22 protein-coding genes are annotated in these 19890 nt (G+C 58.0%); 11 read left to right on the top strand and 11 right to left on the bottom strand.

Annotation, left to right across the window (positions count from 1 at the left end):
• Window positions 1-46: 46 nt before the first annotated feature.
• The 3 genes from AB1A64_RS13125 to phhA form a co-directional block, all read right to left on the bottom strand.
• Window positions 47-1621, bottom strand: coding sequence for a lysine--tRNA ligase (locus AB1A64_RS13125; RefSeq protein ID WP_170361504.1), 1575 nt, complete (start codon window positions 1619-1621; stop codon window positions 47-49).
• 126 nt (window positions 1622-1747) lie between these two features.
• Window positions 1748-2101, bottom strand: coding sequence for a 4a-hydroxytetrahydrobiopterin dehydratase (locus AB1A64_RS13120; protein WP_366551817.1), 354 nt, complete (start codon window positions 2099-2101; stop codon window positions 1748-1750).
• Between the two features lie 7 nt (window positions 2102-2108).
• Entirely contained in the window at window positions 2109-2909 is an 801-nt protein-coding gene (gene phhA, locus AB1A64_RS13115) for a phenylalanine 4-monooxygenase (protein ID WP_366551816.1), read from the bottom strand.
• 109 nt (window positions 2910-3018) lie between these two features.
• Here phhA and AB1A64_RS13110 point away from each other — a divergent pair, with 109 nt between their 5' ends.
• Window positions 3019-3486 carry an Lrp/AsnC family transcriptional regulator gene (locus AB1A64_RS13110; protein ID WP_366551815.1) on the top strand — a complete coding sequence of 156 codons (468 nt, stop codon included), beginning with the start codon at window positions 3019-3021 and terminating at the stop codon, window positions 3484-3486.
• Window positions 3487-3566: 80 nt separating this feature from the next.
• Complete coding sequence (locus AB1A64_RS13105) at window positions 3567-3989, top strand: tellurite resistance TerB family protein (RefSeq protein WP_170350540.1); 423 nt, start codon at window positions 3567-3569, stop codon at window positions 3987-3989.
• Window positions 3990-3991: 2 nt separating this feature from the next.
• Here AB1A64_RS13105 and dacB read toward each other — a convergent pair whose 3' ends face one another.
• The 4 genes from dacB to AB1A64_RS13085 all read right to left on the bottom strand — a co-directional run bounded on the left by dacB (window position 3992) and on the right by AB1A64_RS13085 (window position 7258).
• A complete protein-coding gene (dacB, locus tag AB1A64_RS13100) occupies window positions 3992-5470 on the bottom strand; it encodes a D-alanyl-D-alanine carboxypeptidase/D-alanyl-D-alanine-endopeptidase (protein WP_366551814.1) in 1479 nt (492 codons plus the stop codon).
• 67 nt (window positions 5471-5537) lie between these two features.
• Window positions 5538-6158, bottom strand: a complete 621-nt coding sequence (locus AB1A64_RS13095; protein ID WP_366551813.1) for a nicotinate-nucleotide adenylyltransferase — start codon at window positions 6156-6158, stop codon at window positions 5538-5540.
• A gap of 32 nt (window positions 6159-6190) precedes the next feature.
• A complete protein-coding gene (locus AB1A64_RS13090) occupies window positions 6191-6553 on the bottom strand; it encodes an MOSC domain-containing protein (RefSeq protein ID WP_366551812.1) in 363 nt (120 codons plus the stop codon).
• A gap of 117 nt (window positions 6554-6670) precedes the next feature.
• Entirely contained in the window at window positions 6671-7258 is a 588-nt protein-coding gene (locus AB1A64_RS13085; RefSeq protein ID WP_366551811.1) for a hypothetical protein, read from the bottom strand.
• Window positions 7259-7451: 193 nt separating this feature from the next.
• On the opposite strand from AB1A64_RS13085, the gene ettA reads away from it, so the two are divergent.
• From ettA to AB1A64_RS13060, 5 genes are all read left to right on the top strand, one after another.
• Window positions 7452-9119 (top strand): energy-dependent translational throttle protein EttA, encoded by a 1668-nt coding sequence (gene ettA / locus AB1A64_RS13080; RefSeq protein WP_170516801.1) that lies wholly within the window; start codon window positions 7452-7454, stop codon window positions 9117-9119.
• A complete protein-coding gene (locus AB1A64_RS13075) occupies window positions 9116-9862 on the top strand; it encodes a hypothetical protein (protein ID WP_366551810.1) in 747 nt (248 codons plus the stop codon). The genes ettA and AB1A64_RS13075 overlap by 4 nt, the downstream gene beginning before the upstream one ends.
• 367 nt (window positions 9863-10229) lie before the next feature.
• On the top strand, window positions 10230-10763 hold the full coding sequence (locus AB1A64_RS13070; protein WP_366551809.1) for a hypothetical protein: 534 nt from the start codon (window positions 10230-10232) through the stop codon (window positions 10761-10763).
• 210 nt (window positions 10764-10973) lie between these two features.
• Entirely contained in the window at window positions 10974-11180 is a 207-nt protein-coding gene (locus AB1A64_RS13065; RefSeq protein WP_170350547.1) for a cold-shock protein, read from the top strand.
• A gap of 191 nt (window positions 11181-11371) precedes the next feature.
• Window positions 11372-11932: a L,D-transpeptidase gene (locus AB1A64_RS13060; protein ID WP_170350548.1), complete on the top strand. Its 561-nt coding sequence runs from the start codon at window positions 11372-11374 to the stop codon at window positions 11930-11932.
• Here AB1A64_RS13060 and AB1A64_RS13055 read toward each other — a convergent pair whose 3' ends face one another.
• Window positions 11933-12592 carry an arylesterase gene (locus AB1A64_RS13055; RefSeq protein WP_366551808.1) on the bottom strand — a complete coding sequence of 220 codons (660 nt, stop codon included), beginning with the start codon at window positions 12590-12592 and terminating at the stop codon, window positions 11933-11935.
• Window positions 12593-12618: 26 nt separating this feature from the next.
• Between AB1A64_RS13055 and AB1A64_RS13050 the strand changes: the two genes are divergently transcribed.
• Window positions 12619-13314, top strand: coding sequence for an ATP-binding cassette domain-containing protein (locus AB1A64_RS13050; protein WP_366551807.1), 696 nt, complete (start codon window positions 12619-12621; stop codon window positions 13312-13314).
• Window positions 13311-15839 carry an FtsX-like permease family protein gene (locus AB1A64_RS13045; RefSeq protein ID WP_366551806.1) on the top strand — a complete coding sequence of 843 codons (2529 nt, stop codon included), beginning with the start codon at window positions 13311-13313 and terminating at the stop codon, window positions 15837-15839. Before AB1A64_RS13050 ends, AB1A64_RS13045 begins: the two co-directional genes overlap by 4 nt.
• 2 nt (window positions 15840-15841) lie before the next feature.
• On the opposite strand, the gene AB1A64_RS13040 is transcribed toward AB1A64_RS13045, so the two are convergent.
• The gene (locus tag AB1A64_RS13040) at window positions 15842-16288 is read right to left on the bottom strand and encodes an Rrf2 family transcriptional regulator (protein ID WP_366551805.1); all 447 of its coding nucleotides are present in this window, start codon (window positions 16286-16288) and stop codon (window positions 15842-15844) included.
• Window positions 16289-16382: 94 nt separating this feature from the next.
• Here AB1A64_RS13040 and AB1A64_RS13035 point away from each other — a divergent pair, with 94 nt between their 5' ends.
• The gene (locus AB1A64_RS13035) at window positions 16383-16994 is read left to right on the top strand and encodes a gamma-glutamylcyclotransferase family protein (protein WP_366551804.1); all 612 of its coding nucleotides are present in this window, start codon (window positions 16383-16385) and stop codon (window positions 16992-16994) included.
• A gap of 26 nt (window positions 16995-17020) precedes the next feature.
• On the opposite strand, the gene gltX is transcribed toward AB1A64_RS13035, so the two are convergent.
• Window positions 17021-18346, bottom strand: a complete 1326-nt coding sequence (gene gltX / locus AB1A64_RS13030) for a glutamate--tRNA ligase (RefSeq protein WP_366551803.1) — start codon at window positions 18344-18346, stop codon at window positions 17021-17023.
• 59 nt (window positions 18347-18405) lie between these two features.
• Complete coding sequence (locus tag AB1A64_RS13025; RefSeq protein ID WP_366551802.1) at window positions 18406-18840, bottom strand: DUF1801 domain-containing protein; 435 nt, start codon at window positions 18838-18840, stop codon at window positions 18406-18408.
• A gap of 116 nt (window positions 18841-18956) precedes the next feature.
• Here AB1A64_RS13025 and AB1A64_RS13020 point away from each other — a divergent pair, with 116 nt between their 5' ends.
• Entirely contained in the window at window positions 18957-19889 is a 933-nt protein-coding gene (locus tag AB1A64_RS13020) for an MBL fold metallo-hydrolase (RefSeq protein WP_366551801.1), read from the top strand.
• Window position 19890 lies beyond the last annotated feature (1 nt).

The following is a 19890-nucleotide window of genomic DNA, read 5'->3' as shown; positions in this document are numbered from 1 at the left end:
GGCCACCTCCTGTTGAAAGAGTAGCCCCAAGCGGTATCAGGTCAAATCAGACCAGCTCTCCGGCCAGCGCCTTGTCGATCAACGCAATCGTTTCCGGTACGCCATACAGCGCGATAAAGCCGCCAAAACGCGGGCCCTGCGAGGCACCCAACAACACTTCATATAGCGCAGTAAACCAACCGCGCATCGGATCGAACCGCTCACGCCCGATCGAGTAGACCACCGATTGCAGCGCCTCATCCTCGATTGGGCCGTCATAAGCTTCTAACGCGGTTTTCAGTGCCTCCAGCGCTTCTCGTTCCTGATCCGTCGGGGCGCGATGCTGGCGTGTCGGTTTGACGAAATCGTTGAAATAGCGCACGGCAAAGCCAGCCGCCTGATCCAAATCCGGATGCGTTTCCGCCGTCGCCTCTGGCGCATAGCGGCGGATAAAGCCCCACAGAGCCTCTTTGTCTTCGGCTCCCGATACGGACGCCAGGTTCAACAACATCGCAAACGGCACCATCAGCGTGGATGCAGGAACATTGCCGCCATGGATATGCCAGACGGGGTTGTTCAACTGCGCCTTCAGTTCTTGGCCCGGGTAGGCCCGCAGCTGTTGGTGATACTCATCCACCGCCTTCGGGATCACGTCAAAATACAGCCGCTTGGCCGTTTTCGGTTTCTGATACATGAAGTACGACAGGCTTTCAGGCGCGGCATAGGTCAGCCATTCCTCCATCGACAAGCCATTGCCCTTCGATTTGGAAATCTTTTGACCCTGCTCGTCGTTGAACAGCTCATAACTCAGCGCCTCGGGTGGCTTCTGGCCCAGTGCCCGGCAAATCTTGGACGACTGCGTGACCGAGTCGATCAGGTCCTTGCCCGACATCTCATAATCCACACCCAGCGCAGCCCAGCGCATCGCCCAGTCTGGCTTCCACTGCATCTTGACGTTGCCGCCAGTGACCGGGATCTCGACCTTCTCGCCGTCGGGTTCCTGATAAACGATCGTGCCTTTAGCGACATTGCGCTCCAGCGTCGGCACCTGCAGCACGTGGCCGGTCTTCGGGCTGATCGGCAGGAAGCACGAATAGGTCTCACGCCGTTCCGGTCCAAGGGTCGGCAGCATGATCTCTTGAATCTTGTCGAAGCGCTCTAACGCGATCAGCAGCATCTCATCAAACCGACCGCTGGTGTAGTAATCCGTGGCCGAGGCGAATTCGTATTCGAACCCGAAACTGTCCAGGAAATCGCACAGCATCGCGTTGTTGTGCTGTGCAAAGCCTGCGTGCGTGCCAAATGGATCGCGCACCTTGGTCAGCGGCAGATGCAGGTCTTCCTTCAGCTCTTCCTGCATTGGCACGTTGGTTGGCACCTTGCGGAATCCGTCCATATCGTCCGAGAAACAAATCAGTTTGGTCGGGATGTCACTGATCTGTTCAAAGGCGTGCCGGACCATCGAGGTCCTCGCGACCTCGCCAAATGTACCGATATGCGGCAGGCCCGACGGGCCATAGCCTGTCTGAAACAGCACGTATCCCTTTTCTGGAGCCGCTTTCTGATAGCGTTTGAGCACCCGGCGCGCCTCTTCGAAAGGCCAGGCCTTGGACGCAATCGCGGTTTCACGCAGTTCAGACATTTTTTGACAAGCTCCATCGGGAAAAAATCAGCGCCGGTCACCCCAAGCAACCGACCGGACCCTCCTATTGTGCCGGTGCAGCATGAGTCAATAAAGCGCTGGGTTTTTCCTGAATGGAAGGCTGATCTACACGGTCAACTGGTCCAGTTTGGCCGCCCAGATGAAATCATTCTCGCTTAAACCACCAATTTCATGAGTGGTCAGCCTGACATCTACATAACCCCAGCCAAAACTGACATCCGGGTGGTGCCCCTGCTGATCGGCGAGCCACGCGCAGAGATTGGCCAGATAGGTCGCCTTGGCGAACCCTTTGAACTTGTAGTGACGGCTCAGTTCTTTTGCATCCGCATCCAGTTTCCAATCGGACGAAAGCTCCGCCATGTGCGTGTTCGCCTCATCCCGCGTCAAAACTGGAACGCCACCTGAACAGGGCACACAGGTTCGGTCCGATAGGCTGCAGGTTTCTCCTGTTAGTGTCATGATCCGTTCACTCCGCTGCGGTTGCTTTTTCCGGGAACTTGTTTGGCAACAATCCAAGGGATTGTGCCTGCCGCACGTCAGCCAGCAGATCGCGGTCGGCGGCGGCGAAAAGTTCCTCGGGTGAGTTTAGCACGAAATAGCCCATCTGGTGCATGTCGATCCGATAAGGCGTGCGCAGGATCGTTAGCACATCGAACGGATCCCGATCAGGAATGTCGCTTTCGACGGCATAGACAAGCTCTGTCGGCGAGGACGCCAACCCCGACCCCAACGCCTTGATCACACCATCCTGGCGGCGCAACCCAAATTCGATCGAAAACCAATACAGCCGGATCAGCCAGGCATAGTCCTTGTCATCGGCCTGCGCGCCTGCCTTGCCGATGGCATGGCTGAACGCCGCAAAGCGTGGATCGCTCAGCAACGGGGTATGACCGAAAATTTCATGAAAAATATCCGGTTCCTCGATGTAATCGAAATCCTCGCGTGACCGAATAAAGGACGCGGCGGGAAACACCCTTTCTGCCAACATGCCAAAGAATGTCTTGAACCCGATCAGCGCTGGCACAGGCTGAACCCGCCAGCCGGTCATGTCCAAAAGCCGTTCCGAAATATCCACGCAAGAGGGCACGCGGGTCTTTGGCAAGTCCAGCCTTTCCAACCCTTCAAGATAGTCTCGCGCCATATAGCGCTGCACGTTCTCTACTTGCGCAGCATAGAGGTCAGCCCAAACGGCGTCTTCTTCTTCTGTATAGGCGATATGGCCGCGTTCATCGGCCACCTTGGCGATGTATTTGGTCGACTTTGGCATCTGCATTCCCTCCGAAGGAAAAGTATAGCCACGCGACTTGAAGGTTTTGATTTGGACAATCGATGTTTTCCGGTTATTTTGGCAAATATATATCGAAAGGTCATAATTTGTGAAACAAACCCTCCAACCCTCTGATATCGCCATCCTGCAAGAGCTGCAGACCAACGGCCGCCTGTCGATGCAAGACCTTGCCGACCGAACCGGCCTTTCCGCCTCGCAATGTTGGCGGCGTGTACGCGATCTTGAGGCATCCGGGGTGGTATCAGGCTACATTGCGCAGGTGCGGGCCAAATCGGTCGGGCTGGACGCTATCGCCTATGTCCACGTTGCATTGCGCGATCATCAAGAGGACAGCATCACCTCATTCCTGCGATTGGTCGAAATCGAGCCGCAAATCGTCGAATGCGCCTCAATCACCGGGGACCACGACTTTATCCTGAAGGTCTATGCCAAGACTCCCGAGGATCTGGAACATTTCATCATGCAACGGCTGCTGAAATCCGGCCTTGTCCGCGACACGCGCAGCAATTTCGTGCTGCGCCAGACCAAAACGCGCGGCCCGTTGCCCATTCTCTGATCGGTCAGGGGCAAAATCCGTTGAACCTGCCCGCGAGCCCTCCTATCGTGCGAGCGCAAAAGCCCAATCAGGACGAAACCATGACCGAACAAGTACCCCACCCGATGTCCCCACAGGATTGCCTGGTTGCGATCATGGTCGCGGTCTCTGCATCGGATGAAACCATTCGCACGGCCGAGCTGGTCAAGATCGAAGGCGCCGTCAACATGCTGCCTGTCTTTGCCGAATACGATATCGACCGCACGCGCCGTGTATCTCAGACTGTGTTCGACCTGTTCGAGCAAGAGGACGGGCTGGATGCACTTTTCGGCCTGATCCGCGATAACCTTCCCGAGCGGCTGAACGAAACGGCCTATGCGCTGGCTTGCGATGTGGCCGCTGCGGACGGGTCCCTTGCGGAAACCGAACTGCGTCTGCTGGAAGAAATCCGCTACGAGCTGAGCATCGACCGTCTGCACGCCGCAGCGATCGAGCGTGGCGCACGGGCGCGCCACACGACCTGATCCTAGCTGCCCTGTAACGTTCCCCAACGTTCGATCAACGCACGTTGCAGCTTGCGCGACCTGTTGTTCCAGCTGCGCGCGCCATCCGGGCGTTCGCGCAGCGCACGGGGAATGGTCGCGCGGTGGTCGACATCGGCGGTAAAGATGGCAAAGGCCAGCTCTGATCCATCCGGTGCGGTTATGAAACCACCCAAACCCGACACGAAATTCAACGTCCCGGTCTTGGCGTCCACTCGGATCGGATGATCCTTGACTGGACGCCCCTGGCGGTCCAACAGGGTGAATTTTTTGAGAAGGGGCCGCAGCGCGCCATCTTTGCGCGCCGCCACAAGCGCGGTAACCAAATCTGTGGGTGCCACACGCGACGCATCGCCAAGCCCCGAATGATCCACCATCGCGATCCCGCTCACGCCATAGGTCTCAGCCGCCCAACGGTTCATTTCCGCGGCGGAATCGGCAAGGCTCTGAATATCCGCTCTGCGCGATTTCGAAGCCATCATACCGACCATTTCCGCCGTAATATTTGTCGAGTATTTCAGCATACCGCGCAGTATACTCTCCAGCGGATCACTCTGATGCACCACCAAAACGGTGCCCTGAGGGGCCTGCCGCGTAATTTGTACACGCCCCAGCACAATGCCATTGGCCCGCGCCAGCGTTCGGAAAACATCCCCCGCATAAAGCGCAGGTTTGCGAACGGGCAGCCACCGCGCGCCACCATTGCCCAACGCACCTCGGGCAACGGTCCAGCGATCCTGCCGCGCACTCGGCTGATAGGTGTAGATCGGCAAACTGCGCCTTTCGACCTGCATCGATGCCATTTCCACAGACGGGGTATATCGCGCTGTCCGCGCATCCATGGTCACGCCATAGTCGGCACCAGTGCGCTTCCATTCGAAATGGACGCGATTGAAATTGAGTGAGATGCCGCTGATGGCCGGGCTGTAACCCAGATGATCCGGCTGCCCGGGGTCAATGCTGAACACATAGGGCAACGCCCCGTCATAGATCTTGAAAGCCCCGCGCACCTCGGTGACTCCAGCCTCGCGCAGATTGGCGGCCATCGTGGCCAGATCATCTGTGTCCAGCAGCGGATCTCCACCCCCGACAAGGATCAAGTCGCCGTTCAATACACCATTCTCAATCGGCCCATCCGCCATCAACGCGGTTTCGAACCGGTAATCCGCCCCCAAAACATCCAGCGCATAAAGCGCGGTCAGTGCTTTGGCGACGCTGGCGGGCGGTAGGCCCTGATCGCCGCCAAACGCCTCAACCTGCATACCGGTCTCTGCATCAGCAACCGCGAACACAACCTCTCCGCGCAATCCGGCGGACTGGATAAGGCGCTCGGCCCCGCTGGGCAGGTCCCCCCGCAGCTGCGGTCGCAAGGATTGAACTGGCGCATCGGCCAGCGCTGAGCCCGACGCAATAGAGGCCCCAAGGCCCGCAAGAAACAAACGACGCGAAATACGATCAACCATGGGTCAATTAAAATCCCAGAGATCACAGGCAAACAACCACTGAATGCGATTATGCCCGCATGGGGGGCTATTCAGGCAACACCCCGCCATCCCAGCCACTGCGTGTGCGTATCTCGGTCGAGCTGACATCGACCATCGGTACATTCACGAAACACCACGCCGGTGCCCGCGCACGCCCCAGCAAATGCCGCGCTTGTCCGTCTATGCGATATCGAGCGTAGAGCCGTGCCGCAGGCGACATCCGTGCCGAAATTCGATCCCCCGGTCGTGCGACAACCCCCACCGGCACGCTGTCCATGATCAGCCGCCAATCCTTCCAGCGATGAAACTGCGCCAGATTGTCCGCGCCCATCAGCCAGACGAACTGCACCTGCGGATAAAGCTTTTGCAGCGCCGCCAACGTGTCCGCCGTTGCCCGCGTGCCGGTCAGCGCTTCGATATCCGTCACCTCAACCTTGGGGTGCTGCATGACATCCCGCGCAGCCTTGATGCGCCGCTTTAGCGGGGCAGGTCCACGCGATTTTAGCGGATTGCCCGGCGACACCAGCCACCAAACCCGATCCAGCCCAAACGCCTTCATCGCCTCAAGCGTGACATGCACATGTCCCTGATGCGGCGGATCAAAAGACCCGCCGAACAGACCAACGACCTGGCCAGGCCGTGCATATGGAATATCGCTGCGCAACATCCCTTGCTGATGTTCAGAACTGGAGCGGCTTGTCAATCAACCGGTTGCACCAGATCGCCCAGCCGAACCCTTCCGGGCTTGATGACCTCGGCGCACCATCCCCCATGCCCACGCACGGCGGAATAGCCGCCCTTGCCCAGCGACTCCTCCATCCGACTGCATGGTGCACAGATCACGGTAAAGCGTAGAATGGCCTCGCCCACCTGCACCTCCCGCCCTTTGAGCGCTGCCAGATTTATCCCCGAAACCACCAGATTTCGCCTTAGGATGTCGGGGGCAATCGGCCGCTGCCCCAGATAAGAGCCAATTGCCGCAAGATGCTCCAGTTGGATCAAAGTCACCGCGCGCTTGCCCGCGCGGCTCCGGTCGCCCTCTAGGCCGTCAACAGTGATCATGACTGATTCCGTCGCTTCAACCACAAGCCGCCGGGCTGGTCGCAAGCCAATCCACTCAACACGGCCAGGTTTAGCCCAACCTGCTATCAGCTCATGCAGAGACACAACTCCTCCGGGTCACTCAATCATACACGCCACGAATTCGGCGGATTCGGTTATGTTTTGGAAGGGCAAGAAAGGAACATCACTTTCGACCATACACTTAATGTGAAGCTTCGCACTCTCTGACGGCTCTGACCAATCTATTGGGGGATAGTTGGCGCTTTTGGGCAAATCCAGTTTAGGCTCAATGATGGTATCCAAATAGGCCAGATACAGGTTGGGTCTTATCGCATCACCTGAAAGCGCAGAGTATTGCAGAAGTTGCTGAACAAATGCCCGCTTAAGCCGTTGGTAGTCCTCTGTTTGCTCGAAGCTTTCTTCAATCTCGACAAGCGCCCGAATAAGATTGAAAGTAGTGAAGTACCTTATGTCATTCTGCGCCTTTTCGGCCACGCTGATTAGCCCCAAGATGCTGCCCGAAGCATCCTCGCCGTTTACGATGTTATCTGCGAGCATCCGCGCCACATTGAAGGTCGAGCAAAATGTTTCGCCTCTATGTGCATCACAGTTCGACCGGTTTTCTGCACGCACCAGCGAAGCACCGACTACACCAATCCCCAAGAAAACAGCGGCAATAGACTTAGCAACAATTTGAGCTTTCATCGAAATTAACTCCCAGTTGAGTCGTGCCTACAGGGCAATGCGTTTGGTTGAAACTACCGTTTCTGACAGACACAAAGAATGCCCCATAGAATTCAAGCCACCATCATCAGACCCATTGGTTCGTGATTGCCCCCACCCAACGCATCCGCTATCACACCGGCCAACTCAAATTCCCCGACCCAAAGGACGCGACATGGCCGCCTATCAATATGTCTACCACATGCAGGGTGTCTCCAAGACCTATCCCGGTGGCAAGAAGTGCTTTGAAAACATCCACCTGAGCTTTCTGCCTGGCGTGAAAATCGGTGTTGTCGGCGTCAACGGCGCGGGTAAATCGACGCTGATGAAGATCATGGCCGGCCTCGACACCGATTTCTCGGGTGAGGCATGGGCGGCTGAGGGCGCCAAGGTCGGTTATCTGCCGCAGGAACCCCAGCTGGATGAATCGCTTTCAGTCCGCGAAAATGTCATGCTGGGCGTGGCCGCGAAAAAGGCCAAGGTCGACCGCTTCAACGAGATCGCCATGGAGATCGCCGAGAACTATTCGGACGAGTTGATGGAGGAAATGACCACCCTGCAGGACGCGATCGATGCGGAAAACCTCTGGGACCTCGACAGCCAGATCGACGTCTCGATGGAGGCGCTGCGCTGCCCGCCGGACGACGCCAACATCGCCAACCTTTCGGGTGGTGAGAAACGCCGCGTGGCGCTCTGCAAACTGCTGCTAGAAGCGCCCGACATGCTGCTTTTGGACGAACCGACCAACCATCTGGATGCCGAGACCATCGCATGGCTGCAACAGCACCTGATCGACTACAAGGGCACCATCTTGATCGTCACCCACGACCGCTATTTCCTGGATGACATCACCGGCTGGATCCTCGAACTCGACCGCGGCCGCGGCATTCCGTACGAGGGCAACTATTCCGCATGGCTGGAACAAAAAGCCAAGCGGTTGGAGCAGGAAGCGCGCGAAGACAAGTCCAAGCAGAAGACCCTGCAGCGCGAGCTGGAATGGATGCGTCAGGGCCAGAAGGCCCGCCAGGCCAAATCCAAGGCCCGGATCAACGCCTATAACGAGCTGGCCGAACAGTCCGAACGCGAAAAGCTGACCCGTGCCCAGATCGTCATCCCCAACGGCCAGCGCCTTGGTGGCAAGGTGATCGAGGTCGAGGGCCTGTCGAAGCACATGGGCGACAAGCAACTGATCGAAGGGCTTGACTTCGCCTTGCCCCCCGGCGGCATTGTCGGCGTCATCGGCCCCAACGGTGCCGGTAAATCGACTCTATTCAAGATGCTCACCGGTCAGGAACAGCCCGACAGCGGCACCATCACGCTGGGCGACACCGTCGAGCTGTCCTATGTCGACCAGTCCCGCGACGACCTGAAAGACAACGACACCGTGTGGGAGGCGATCACCGGCGGCGCCGAGATCATCCAGTTGGGCGACGCACAGGTCAATTCCCGCGCTTATTGCTCGTCCTTCAACTTCAAGGGCGGAGATCAGCAGAAAAAGGTCTCGCTGCTATCCGGCGGTGAGCGCAACCGCGTCCACATGGCCCGTCTACTGAAAGAGGGTGGCAACGTGCTGCTGCTCGACGAACCCACCAACGACCTCGACGTCGAGACCCTGCGCGCGCTGGAAGACGCCCTCGTCGATTTCGCCGGCTGCGCCGTCGTAATCTCGCACGACCGCTTCTTCCTAGACCGGATTTGCACGCATATCCTGGCGTTTGAGGGAGATGCGCACGTGGAATGGTTCGAGGGCAACTTCGAGGACTACGAAGAAGACAAGAAGCGTCGTCTGGGACCGGATGCGCTGGAACCCAAGCGGTTAAAGCACAAAAAGTTTGCGCGATGAACGGTTTCATCGAAGCACGCATAGACAAATGGATGCGGAGCGTACGCAAAAGGCTGGCCCCCCGGCGTTTGAAACGCATCCCGCAAAACGCGCCGGAAAACTGCGTCATCGTCGCCAGCAATGGCCGGTCAGGTAGCACAATGACCTTTCTGGCCCTTGCGGATTCGCTAAGGGACGTTGACAGGGAAGCTGCGAAAAAATCGAACTTCATCGCCCGGCTGGATGACGCAACATTTCACGCGCCGTGCGTGTACAAGACACACGATTACCCTCAGCCCCTGTCTTCATGGCCCGAGAACACTCGGGTCGTGTTTTGTTTCGGGTCTGCAAAAGATTCCGCGTTTTCTGTTTATTCGGCGTTGGATAGATACGGTGCGGACTGGATCGACCTACACTTTCATCACCTGCATGCCACCGGTACCTATGACGAACTGTTTCAGCGCGATGTGCTGCAGCAGGCGCGGCAGATCAAGGAATGGGTGACATACGAAGACGTCCCTGTTCTGTGCGTTCACTATGACGCGCTTTGGGAATATCAGGAAACCATCTCGCGCTTTACTGGATTGGACTTCACGCCCCCTGAACGGCGCGAGCGTGCGCCAAAGGACATTCCGGCAGAACTCAAAGCTGCAGCCGACCTTGTTTACGATCCAATCGACGAAGTGATCGAACACCTGCCGCGATGTTTTGTTGCGTCCAAACAATACCGAATGACTGTCGAAGAACTGCCGATTTCCAACTGAAGACCGCAGATCAAAGCACCCTGACTGGATGTTCGACGATGCATCACCCAGGTCAGACTTGCTTGGCAATTGGAAAAAAGTGGGTCAGGTTGCAACTGTTGATCATATCGCAGCCGCAGCAGACGAGTAACAAAGGACAATATTTGTGAGAGTGCTTTTCTCAAAGGGGCTTGTTTTCATATCCAAGCCACGCTGTGGTTCCACATCAATCCGCAGACATCTTGGTCCTTATCTTTCAAAGGATGACGGTGATTTTGCTGTCGACGTGGCCAAAACGGTCGAGCATTTTCACCCGCATGATACGGCGCCCTATGTCAAAGCAAAGTTGGCAGAGTTGTACCCGGATCACCCAAAGCTGACCTATTTCATGACCATCCGTAATCCGGTTGATATGCTCTGGTCATATTATCGATTTTTTCGACCTGATGCTGATTGCCTCTACAACTATCAATCCGATTGGAATGAAAACTCGACAATCGACTTTGAAGAATGGATTCAATTCGGCAAAGTTGGCATGAACCCTGCCTGGCAGGAACTTGCGCCCAAATGGATCTCGACCCAAAACCTTTCTCCGCTCAGCCTGGAAGCTCATGCCATCGACCGCGCAGGCGTCAACCACGTCAAAAATGTGTTTCAGCTTGAAAACACCGAGAAACTGAACAGGTGGCTAACCGGCAAGCTGGAAAATCGCAGATTCCCAGCGTTGTCCCAGGCTTGGCGGTCTCGCAGTCTTAAGCCACTTTCCAGCGCCAAGAACAAACAAAAGGCGCTTCCACACGTCAATCAATCAGACGGGGTTGGAAAGGCCGCAAGTGATCAACGACCCGTTGTTCTGTCAGACCAAAGTCTGAAGGCGATCCGAACGATGTTTCCTGAGGAAAGCAAGATTTACAAGATTTGACTCGCCCTTAACCGAACGGCCTTTTGCCTACTGAAGGATATCGCCTTCAGCACTCTCTTGCCCTGCGCTTGTGCAAATGCCATATCTGACGGGCACACGTTTTTCTATTTCGACCTACTGTCTCCTTCTACGGCGCTCAGTCTATCGATACAGACAACGACGCCGGGCTGCCGCAACACCGTGGGCAGCACTAAACAGGAGACAACGGATATGCCCGCAGGCACCGTAAAATGGTTCAACACCACCAAAGGCTACGGCTTTATTGCACCCGAAGATGGCGGCAAAGACATCTTCGTACACATCTCAGCTGTCGAACGTTCGGGTCTGACCGGCCTGGCCGACAATCAGAAAGTCACGTACGAGCTGCGCTCGGGTCGTGACGGCCGCGAAAGCGCCGACGACATTCAGTTGGCGTAAGTCTATGAAAGGGCAGAGTATTTCTCTGCCCTTTTTCTTGCCAGACGACCACTTTTGCGTTTGACTGCCGTCCGCAAGTGTGTCCCGGCGAATACATCACAAACAGGTTACTTCTCTCCGGCGATTGACCAGATCGGCTATCATTCCGACATTAGGGTCAAGATTATTGTGTTTTGTTGAAGAGAGCTGCCATGTTCACGCGCCGTACTTTCCTGACAGCAACTGCTGCCACCAGCCTTTTGCCCGGTGTTGCAATCGCTAAGCAAAAAGCTGTCGAATACGATCCCACGCCGCAATACGTGCGGATCAAGAAAGAGTTTCTGCCGGGTCAGTTGCTTGTCGTTCCCCGGTCCTTCTACCTCTACTACGTTACCGAACCGCGCAAAGCGGTCCGCTATGGGTGCGGGGTGGGTAAAGCGGGGTTGGAATTCACCGGCACCGCCACGATCGACGTCAAGAAGGAGTGGCCTACCTGGCGCCCGACTGATGAGATGATCGAACGCGAGCCCGTCACCTATGCCAAGTTCAAGGACAATGACTATGTCCAGCCCGGCGGGGGCGATAATCCATTGGGGGCGCGGGCGCTGTATTTGTTCCAGAACGGTGTCGATACCTACTTCCGCATACACGGCACCACGCAGCCGCAAACCATTGGGCGGGCAGCATCGAACGGCTGTATTCGCATGCTGAATTCGCATGTGGTCGACCTGTATGAACGTGTGCCTATCGGCACCGTCGTCACCGTCGTCTGATCACTGCCGGGTGGCGCTCACAAGTTCCAACACGTAAGGGCCAAGGGTCTCAACGATCAGGGCCACCCCCACGGCGTTCGGGTGAATGCCGTCTGATTGCATGTAAATGCGGGCGGCGTCCGGATCGCCCCCGGCTGTCAGCCCGGCAAAGAAACTGGGCGCATAACCCGTTTCATACGCTGTAGCCAAGTCGGGATAGATCGCATCAAACGCTTTTTTGTAGTCCGCCCCATAATTCCCCGGCGCTTGCATACCAACCAGCAGGACATCGACCTCTGAACCTTCTGCCGCTTTTACAATTGCCTCGAGATTACGGCGTGACACCGCCGGATCGATCCCCCGCAGCAGATCGTTACCGCCCAGCGCCACGATCATGCCATCCACTTCCGGCGTCAAAGTCCAGTCCACGCGCGCAGCGCCTCCGGCTGTGGTATCGCCGGATACACCGGCGTTGATCAGCCGCACATCCGCGCCCTGTGCCCTCAACCACCGGTCCAACTGCGGTACAAACCCGTCCTCTTCAGGCAACCCATAGCCTTGTGTCAGGGAATCGCCTAAAGCTGCGATTACGACCTGTTCGGCTGTGGCTGCAAAACCGCAGCAGACAAATATCACCGACATCAAAGCCTTGCGTACCATCAGAACCGCTCCATATCCCATTTGACCGCCTTCATTTGGAAAGACCTATGACGACACCTGTTCTTTCGCTCCAAAATGCCGCTTTGTCGCTGGATGGCAATGCCGGGCGGGTCAATATCCTGCACGACATTTCCCTGAGCGTAACCAAAGGTGAGACACTTGGGCTGGTGGGGCCGTCCGGGTCGGGTAAATCCTCGCTGTTGATGCTGATGGGTGGGTTGGAACTGGCGACGGCAGGCAAGATCACCGCTCTTGGCCATGATCTGACAGACATGGACGAAGACGCCTTGGCCCGTTTCCGGCGTGACACGATGGGTGTGGTGTTTCAGAACTTCCACCTTATCCCGACCATGACCGCGCTGGAAAACGTGGCCACGCCGCTAGAACTGGCCGGGCACAGGGATGCGTTCGACCGCGCCGAGGCCGAACTGGAAGCGGTCGGCCTGTCCCATCGGCGCGATCATTACCCGGCGCAATTGTCGGGGGGTGAGCAACAACGGGTGGCGCTAGCCCGGGCGTCGGCCCCGCGACCCCAGATATTACTGGCGGATGAACCCACGGGAAATCTGGACGATGCAACTGGTGCAGCCATTGTCGATCTCCTGTTTGGTCTGCGCGACAAACACGGCGCAACGCTGGTTCTGGTCACCCACAGCCACAGTCTGGCACGCAAGTGCGACCGGGTTGTGCGGTTGCGGGACGGAACGATTGCCGAAGACGTTCAGCAAGAGGCCGCGGAATGAGCCTCCGACTGGCTGGCCGTCTGGCCCGGCGCGAGTTGCGCGGCGGACTGCGCGGTTTTCGGGTGTTTCTGGCCTGTCTTGCGCTAGGTGTTGCCGCCATCGCCGCCGTTGGATCGGTGCGTCAGGCCATCCAGACGGGACTTGCCCAGGAAGGCGCCGCGCTTCTGGGTGGAGACGCCCAATTGGAATTCACCTACCGCTTCGCCAATGAGGATGAGCGTGACTGGATGGAACAGACCGCAACGGCTGTGTCTGAGGTGGTCGACTTCCGCTCGATGGCCGTGGTCCGGCGGGGCGAGGATGCCCAGCGAGCGCTGACTCAGGTGAAATCGGTAGATGCAGCTTATCCGTTGCTGGGCACACCCGTTTTGGACCCTGACCAACCGCTATCCACCGCTTTGGATGGTGACCAGAACCTGCCCGGAGCGGTCATGGATCCGGTGCTGATGGATCGGCTGGGCTTGTCCGTCGGAGACCGCTTTGCCCTTGGCACGCAGGAATTTATCCTGACCGCCGCCCTAGCCCACGAACCGGACGGTGCCGCTGACGGGTTCGGATTGGGGCCGCGCACTTTGGTGCGAACCGAGGATTTACAGGCGTCGGGCCTTTTGGCGCCGGGGACGTTGTTTTCCACCAAATACCGGCTGGCTTTGCCTCCCGATACTGACCTTGCGGCCTTGTCCTCCACAGCACAGCAAAATTTCGACAGTACCGGCATGCGCTGGACCGATGCCCGCAATGGCGCACCGGGGATTGCGGAGTTTGTCGCCCGCCTCAGCGCCTTTCTGGTTCTTGTGGGACTATCGGGGCTAGCGGTTGGCGGCATTGGCGTCTCTGCCGCCGTCCGGGCCTATTTGAGGCAAAAGACCGAAACCATCGCCACGCTGCGCACATTGGGGGCGGATCGCGCAACGATTTTACAAACCTACATGATCCAGATCGGTGTGTTGTCCGGTATTGGCATCCTTGTAGGCATAACATTGGGTGGACAGCTTCCCCTGCTACTGGCCCCGCTGATCGAGGCGCGCTTACCCGTCCCGGCAGTCTTCTCGCTGTATACGCGTCCGCTAGCCGAGGCCGCGATATACGGGGTTCTGACTGCCTTCCTATTCACACTCTGGCCCCTTGCCCGCACCGAAGAAGTGCGTGCCGCGACCCTGTTCCGCGATGCGTTGTCTTCGGCCCGCGCCCTGCCACGCGCGGTATTCATCTTGGCGACCGGAACCGGGCTGGCCCTGCTGGTCGCATCAGCATCCTGGTTCAGCGGTTCGGCCCGTCTGACACTGTGGACCAGCGGAGGGCTGGTCGGCGCGCTGCTTGTGCTGTCTCTGTCGGCTTTGGCGATCCGCAAACTTGCCCGTTTCGGTGCCATACCGGCACGTGGCCGCCCGGCCCTGCGATGGGCCTTGTCGGCCATCTCGGACCCGCGCGAAGGGGCAGCGTCAGTCGTGCTGTCCTTGGGGCTGGGGCTTTCGGTACTGGCCGCCGTTGGCCAGATTGACGGAACCCTGCGCAATGCAATCGCAGGCAATTTGCCGGACGTGGCACCATCCTATTTCTTCGTCGACATTCAAAAAGACCAGATGCCTGGTTTTACCGAACGGCTGGACTCTGACCCGGCTGTCACCCGTGTTGAAAGCGCACCGATGCTGCGGGGGATCATCACGCAGATCAACGGCCGCCCTGCCCGAGAGGTGGCGGGCGACCACTGGGTTCTGGACGGTGATCGGGGCGTGACCTATTCGGCCGCTCGGCCACAAAACACCCGCGTCACGGCAGGCGAATGGTGGCCGGATGACTATTCCGGTTCGCCGCAGGTCAGTTTCGCGGCAGAAGAGGCCGAGGAAATGGGCCTATCCCTAGGCGACGAGTTGACCGTAAATATCCTTGGCCGGGACATCGCCGTCGAAATCACCTCACTACGCGAGGTAGATTTTTCAACCGCCGGTATCGGCTTCATCATGTCGATGAACCCTTCGGCGCTGGCCGGAGCCCCACACAGCTTTATCGCCACCGTCTATGCCGAAGAACAGGCCGAGGCTGCCATTCTGCGCGATCTGGCCGGGCAATATCCGAACATCACCGCGATCCGGGTGCGTGATGCGATTGATCGTGTCTCGGGCCTGCTGGCCGGGCTGGCGGCGGCGACCTCCTATGGAGCGGGTGTGTCTTTGCTGACCGGTTTCTTGGTCTTGATCGGAGCCGCGGCAGCAGGCGAAACCGCGCGCCGCTACGAATCTGCGGTCCTCAAGACATTGGGCGCAGACCGGCGGCGTATTTTGCTCAGCTTTGCGTTGCGTTCGATCCTGCTGGGCGCAGCAGCCGGAGGCGTCGCCCTGCTGACCGGGATATTAGGGGGGTGGGCGGTAGCCACTTACATCTTTGACACCGGGTTCACGGTCATCTGGAGTTCAGCCCTGGGTATCGTGCTGGCCGGAATCCTTGTGACACTGGGCGCAGGTCTGGTCTTTGCCCTGCGCCCACTGGCCGTTCGTCCGGCCAGCATTCTGCGCGCTGCTGACTAGGATCAGCGCACGCAGGCCACCGGTTGCAGGATTTGCAACAGCTGTTCGTTGTCACAGACCAACGCATCCAGCGTGATCTCGTCCAACGAGGCATAGAAAACCTCGGCGGCGTCGCTTAGGGCCACCCGCAAGCGACACGCATCGGTCAATGGACAAGTATTGTCGGCATCGGCAAAACACTCGGCGATCGGTAAAGCGCCCTCAACATGGCGAAAAACCGACCCGACGCGAATTTCGTCAGCTGGGCGCGCCAGAGACATACCGCCATTGCGACCGCGCTGGGTGCTCAGGTAATCTAGCTGGCTCAATTGATTGATCACCTGTGCCAGATGGTTTTCCGAGATGTTGCACACATCCGCAATCTCGGCCTTTGTCACCAATCGATCCTGATGCGCCGCGCAATACATCAAAAGGCGCACTGCTATGTTTGTCCGTTTGGTAATCCGCATGTTGGCCTCCCTAATTTCAAGGTGGGACCTTATTGCATGTCTGGCAAAAAACCGGTTTGACATACATCAATCACTTCAAAGGACATGACGGCACGTGGCAGACCCCTATTTCTTTGGCTATGGCAGCCTTGTGAACCTTTCGACCCATGATTTCCCCGATCCGCACCCGGCCCGGTTAAAGGGATGGCGGCGCGCCTGGCGGCATACCGATCTGCGCCCGGTGGCCTTTCTGACCGCAATACCGGACCCGGATTGCGAGATTGAGGGGATGATAGCTCATGTGCCGAAAAACGATTGGGCAGCACTGGATGAACGGGAATGGGCCTATGATCGAGTGCCTGCCACGCAGGCGGTCACACATTCCCTGACCCATGACGTTGAAATTGCCGTCTACGCGGTGCCCCACGACCGTCATACCGCACCCAGCAACCACCATCCGCTGCTGCTCAGTTATATTGACGTAGTTGTGCAGGGTTATCTGCGTGCTTTCGGACCCGATGGAGTGGATCGGTTTTTTGCAACCACCGATGGTTGGGACGCGCCCATCCTGAATGATCGCGCAGAACCTCGGTATCCGCGCCATCAGCAACTAAAACCGGCAGAGACCGAATTGGTGGATGATCGCTTGCAACTGGTTTCGGCACAAGTGCTGCAGCCCGGCCAACAAAATAAGGCAGGCGGTCTGCCTGCCTCATTTGTGTTCTAGGCTGATTATTACCGGGTCAGGTACATTCACCCGCGTGCGCGGATCACCTGCAGCAGCGGCAGCAAGGTCGCCATTTCCGGACCCCGCTCCATGCCGGTTAGCGCCTTGCGCAGCGGCATGAAAAGGCCCTTGCCCTTGCGGCCGGTGGCCTCTTTCACCGCTTTGGTCCAGGCGCCCCATGTTTCACCATCGAAAGGCTCTTCGGGTAGCAGGGTCATCGCCTCGGCGATAAACTCACGGTCCTCATCCGCGATCAAGGGTTCAGCCCCGTCGCGGCACAGCTCCCACCAGCCTTTCAGATCGGCCAGCGTGGTGATGTTTTCGCGGGCCATTTTCCAGAACGGCTCGGCCAGATCTTCCGGAACGCCTGCATCGGCAACGGCGTCGGCCACATCGGCCAACGGCAGCGATTGCAGGTGCTTCGCCGTCAGCGGGAACAGGTCCTGCACGTCAAACTTGGTTGGTGCAGCCCCGAAACGGTTCACATCGAAACCTTCGATCAGCTCAGCCATGTCCGAACGCAATTCCACCGGATCCGAAGACCCCAGACGCGCCATCAGACTTAGCAAAGCCATCGGTTGCACACCCTGTTCACGCAGATCGCGCAGGGCCAGCGTGCCCAGACGCTTGGACAAAGCCTCACCTTGCGGACCGGTCAGCAGTGAGTGGTGCGCAAAGCGCGGGCAATTGCCACCCAGCGCCTCGATGATCTGAATCTGCGTCGCGGTGTTGGTCACGTGGTCCGAGCCACGCACCACATCTGTGACGCCCATCTCGGTGTCATCCACCACCGACGCGATCGTATACAGAACCTGCCCATCACCTCGGATAAGCACAGGATCGGACACCGATGCCGCATCGATTGAGATGTCGCCCAGAATGCCGTCGGTCCATTCGATCCGCTCATGATCCAGCTTGAACCGCCATACACCGTTGCCGCGTTCAGCCCGCAGCGCCTCTTTCTCGGCATCCGACAGGTTCAGCGCGGCGCGGTCATAGACCGGCGGCTTGCCCATGTTCAGTTGTTTCTTGCGCTTCAGGTCCAGCTCTGTCGGCGTTTCAAACGCCTCATAAAACCGGCCCATTTCGCGCAGTTTGTCAGCTGCTTCGGCATAGCGGTCCAGCCGTTCGGACTGACGTTCGACCCGGTCCCAATGCAGGCCCAACCATTCCAGATCCTGCTTGATCGCATCGACGTATTCTTCTTTCGACCGCTCGGGATCTGTGTCGTCGATACGCAGAATAAATGAACCGCCTGCCTTGCGGGCGATCAGATAGTTCATCAGGGCGGTGCGCAGGTTGCCCACATGGATATAACCGGTGGGCGACGGGGCAAAACGGGTGGTGGTCATGGAGTTCTCCTGTTGGCGCGGCTCATGTCACAAAGGCGCGTTTTTGTCCAGCAGGGGTTTCAGGTCGGCTGCACCGGCCAGTGCTGATTCAGGTCCGTCAGCCCGGCGCGGATCAACTCGGAGAGCACATCGAGATCGATATCCGCCAGCTTGTTCACATAAAGGCAGGATTTGCCCAATTTGTGCTTGCCCAGGCGCGTCAGAATATCCCCGAAATCCGCATAACCGGGCATGATATAGATCGACAGCGCGGATTTACGTGGGGAAAACCCGGTGGCTAGAAAATCACCCTCGCGCCCGGATTTATATCGATAATGGTAACGCCCATACCCGATCATCGACGGTCCCCACATAACTGGTGCAAATCCAGTTGCTTTGCGGAATAATGCATCCAGTACCCGTGCCTCCTCGGCTTTTCGCGTTGGCTGTACGGCCGAAAGGAAACTCTCAACGCTTTGCCTTGTGGGAACGGTTTTGTTTACAAATCGCGCCATGAACAAAATTTAACACGTAATGTTCAACCACACAGCCCATGTCTTGGGTGTATAGAGTGGCAAGTGACCCTCTCCGCCCTACCTAACATCCTGATATTCTGACAGGGAGATCCAAAATGACCATCAAATTGACCCGCCGCGCGGCCCTAGGAGCCGCAGCAGCATTGCCATTCGCATCCGTCGCCGCCCCAGTTCTGGCCGCCGGGACCGAAACCCAGGCCAATTCAACCATCGCCAAATCCTTTAAGTTGGGCGATTTCACCGTCACCACATTGTTGGACGGTAGCCTGCCCCGTGACGGTGCCAAGGATATCTTTGGCGGCGGCGCTTCGGACGAGGATTTCGCCAAGGTCTCAGCCGACAACTTCATCTCGCCCGAGGTGGCGCAGTTCTTCTTCACCCCGACGCTGGTTAATACCGGGTCTGAACTGGTTCTGTTCGACACTGGCCTGGGTCAGGGTGGCATTCAGGCCGCGCTGGCGGATGCGGGCGTGACGCCAGATCAGATCAACGTCGTTGTTATCACCCATATGCATCCCGACCATATCGGCGGCATGACGACCAATGACGCGCCGACCTTCCCGAATGCGCGCTATGTCACCGCATCGCCTGAATATGATTTCTGGGCCGCGCAAGACGCAGGCAACCGTGTCGGCGATCTGGTCGCGGCCAAAGTGACACCGCTGGCCGAAAAGATGACCTTTGTGGAAGATGGGGGCGAGGTCGCGTCGGGCATCACCGCAGTCGCAGCCTATGGGCACACTCCGGGTCACACGGTTTACCACTTGGAAAGCAACGGGCAGCGTCTGGTGCTGACCGCTGATTTGGCCAATCACTATGTCTGGTCTTTTGCCCACCCGGATTGGGAGGTGCGCTTTGACATGGACAAGGCTGCCGCCACCGCATCCCGGCGCAATGTGCTGGGCATGCTGGCCGCCGACAAGGTGCCTATGATCGGCTATCACATGCCGTTCCCGGCGGCTGGCTTTGTCGAAACGCGCGGTGACGGGTTCCGCTTTGTCCCGGTCAGCTATCAGATGATGGGCTAAG

Origin of the sequence: Ruegeria sp. ANG10 (assembly GCF_040705255.1) — a bacterium.
Classification (GTDB): domain Bacteria; phylum Pseudomonadota; class Alphaproteobacteria; order Rhodobacterales; family Rhodobacteraceae; genus Ruegeria.
This window is presented reverse-complemented; position numbering and strand designations above follow the sequence as displayed.

Excerpts from the sequence above, each read along its gene's own strand:
- AB1A64_RS13125 (WP_170361504.1), bottom strand. The coding sequence starts at position 1,621 with ATGTCTGAACTGCGTGAAACCGCGATTGCGTCCAAGGCCTGGCCTTTC.
- AB1A64_RS13120 (WP_366551817.1), bottom strand. The coding sequence starts at position 2,101 with ATGACACTAACAGGAGAAACCTGCAGCCTATCGGACCGAACCTGTGTG.
- phhA (WP_366551816.1), bottom strand. The coding sequence starts at position 2,909 with ATGCCAAAGTCGACCAAATACATCGCCAAGGTGGCCGATGAACGCGGC.
- AB1A64_RS13105 (WP_170350540.1), top strand. The coding sequence starts at position 3,567 with ATGACCGAACAAGTACCCCACCCGATGTCCCCACAGGATTGCCTGGTT.
- dacB (WP_366551814.1), bottom strand. The coding sequence starts at position 5,470 with ATGGTTGATCGTATTTCGCGTCGTTTGTTTCTTGCGGGCCTTGGGGCC.
- AB1A64_RS13095 (WP_366551813.1), bottom strand. The coding sequence starts at position 6,158 with ATGTTGCGCAGCGATATTCCATATGCACGGCCTGGCCAGGTCGTTGGT.
- AB1A64_RS13090 (WP_366551812.1), bottom strand. The coding sequence starts at position 6,553 with ATGATCACTGTTGACGGCCTAGAGGGCGACCGGAGCCGCGCGGGCAAG.
- AB1A64_RS13085 (WP_366551811.1), bottom strand. The coding sequence starts at position 7,258 with ATGAAAGCTCAAATTGTTGCTAAGTCTATTGCCGCTGTTTTCTTGGGG.
- ettA (WP_170516801.1), top strand. The coding sequence starts at position 7,452 with ATGGCCGCCTATCAATATGTCTACCACATGCAGGGTGTCTCCAAGACC.
- AB1A64_RS13075 (WP_366551810.1), top strand. The coding sequence starts at position 9,116 with ATGAACGGTTTCATCGAAGCACGCATAGACAAATGGATGCGGAGCGTA.
- AB1A64_RS13070 (WP_366551809.1), top strand. The coding sequence starts at position 10,230 with ATGACCATCCGTAATCCGGTTGATATGCTCTGGTCATATTATCGATTT.
- AB1A64_RS13065 (WP_170350547.1), top strand. The coding sequence starts at position 10,974 with ATGCCCGCAGGCACCGTAAAATGGTTCAACACCACCAAAGGCTACGGC.
- AB1A64_RS13060 (WP_170350548.1), top strand. The coding sequence starts at position 11,372 with ATGTTCACGCGCCGTACTTTCCTGACAGCAACTGCTGCCACCAGCCTT.
- AB1A64_RS13055 (WP_366551808.1), bottom strand. The coding sequence starts at position 12,592 with ATGGGATATGGAGCGGTTCTGATGGTACGCAAGGCTTTGATGTCGGTG.
- AB1A64_RS13050 (WP_366551807.1), top strand. The coding sequence starts at position 12,619 with ATGACGACACCTGTTCTTTCGCTCCAAAATGCCGCTTTGTCGCTGGAT.
- AB1A64_RS13045 (WP_366551806.1), top strand. The coding sequence starts at position 13,311 with ATGAGCCTCCGACTGGCTGGCCGTCTGGCCCGGCGCGAGTTGCGCGGC.
- AB1A64_RS13040 (WP_366551805.1), bottom strand. The coding sequence starts at position 16,288 with ATGCGGATTACCAAACGGACAAACATAGCAGTGCGCCTTTTGATGTAT.
- gltX (WP_366551803.1), bottom strand. The coding sequence starts at position 18,346 with ATGACCACCACCCGTTTTGCCCCGTCGCCCACCGGTTATATCCATGTG.
- AB1A64_RS13025 (WP_366551802.1), bottom strand. The coding sequence starts at position 18,840 with ATGGCGCGATTTGTAAACAAAACCGTTCCCACAAGGCAAAGCGTTGAG.
- AB1A64_RS13020 (WP_366551801.1), top strand. The coding sequence starts at position 18,957 with ATGACCATCAAATTGACCCGCCGCGCGGCCCTAGGAGCCGCAGCAGCA.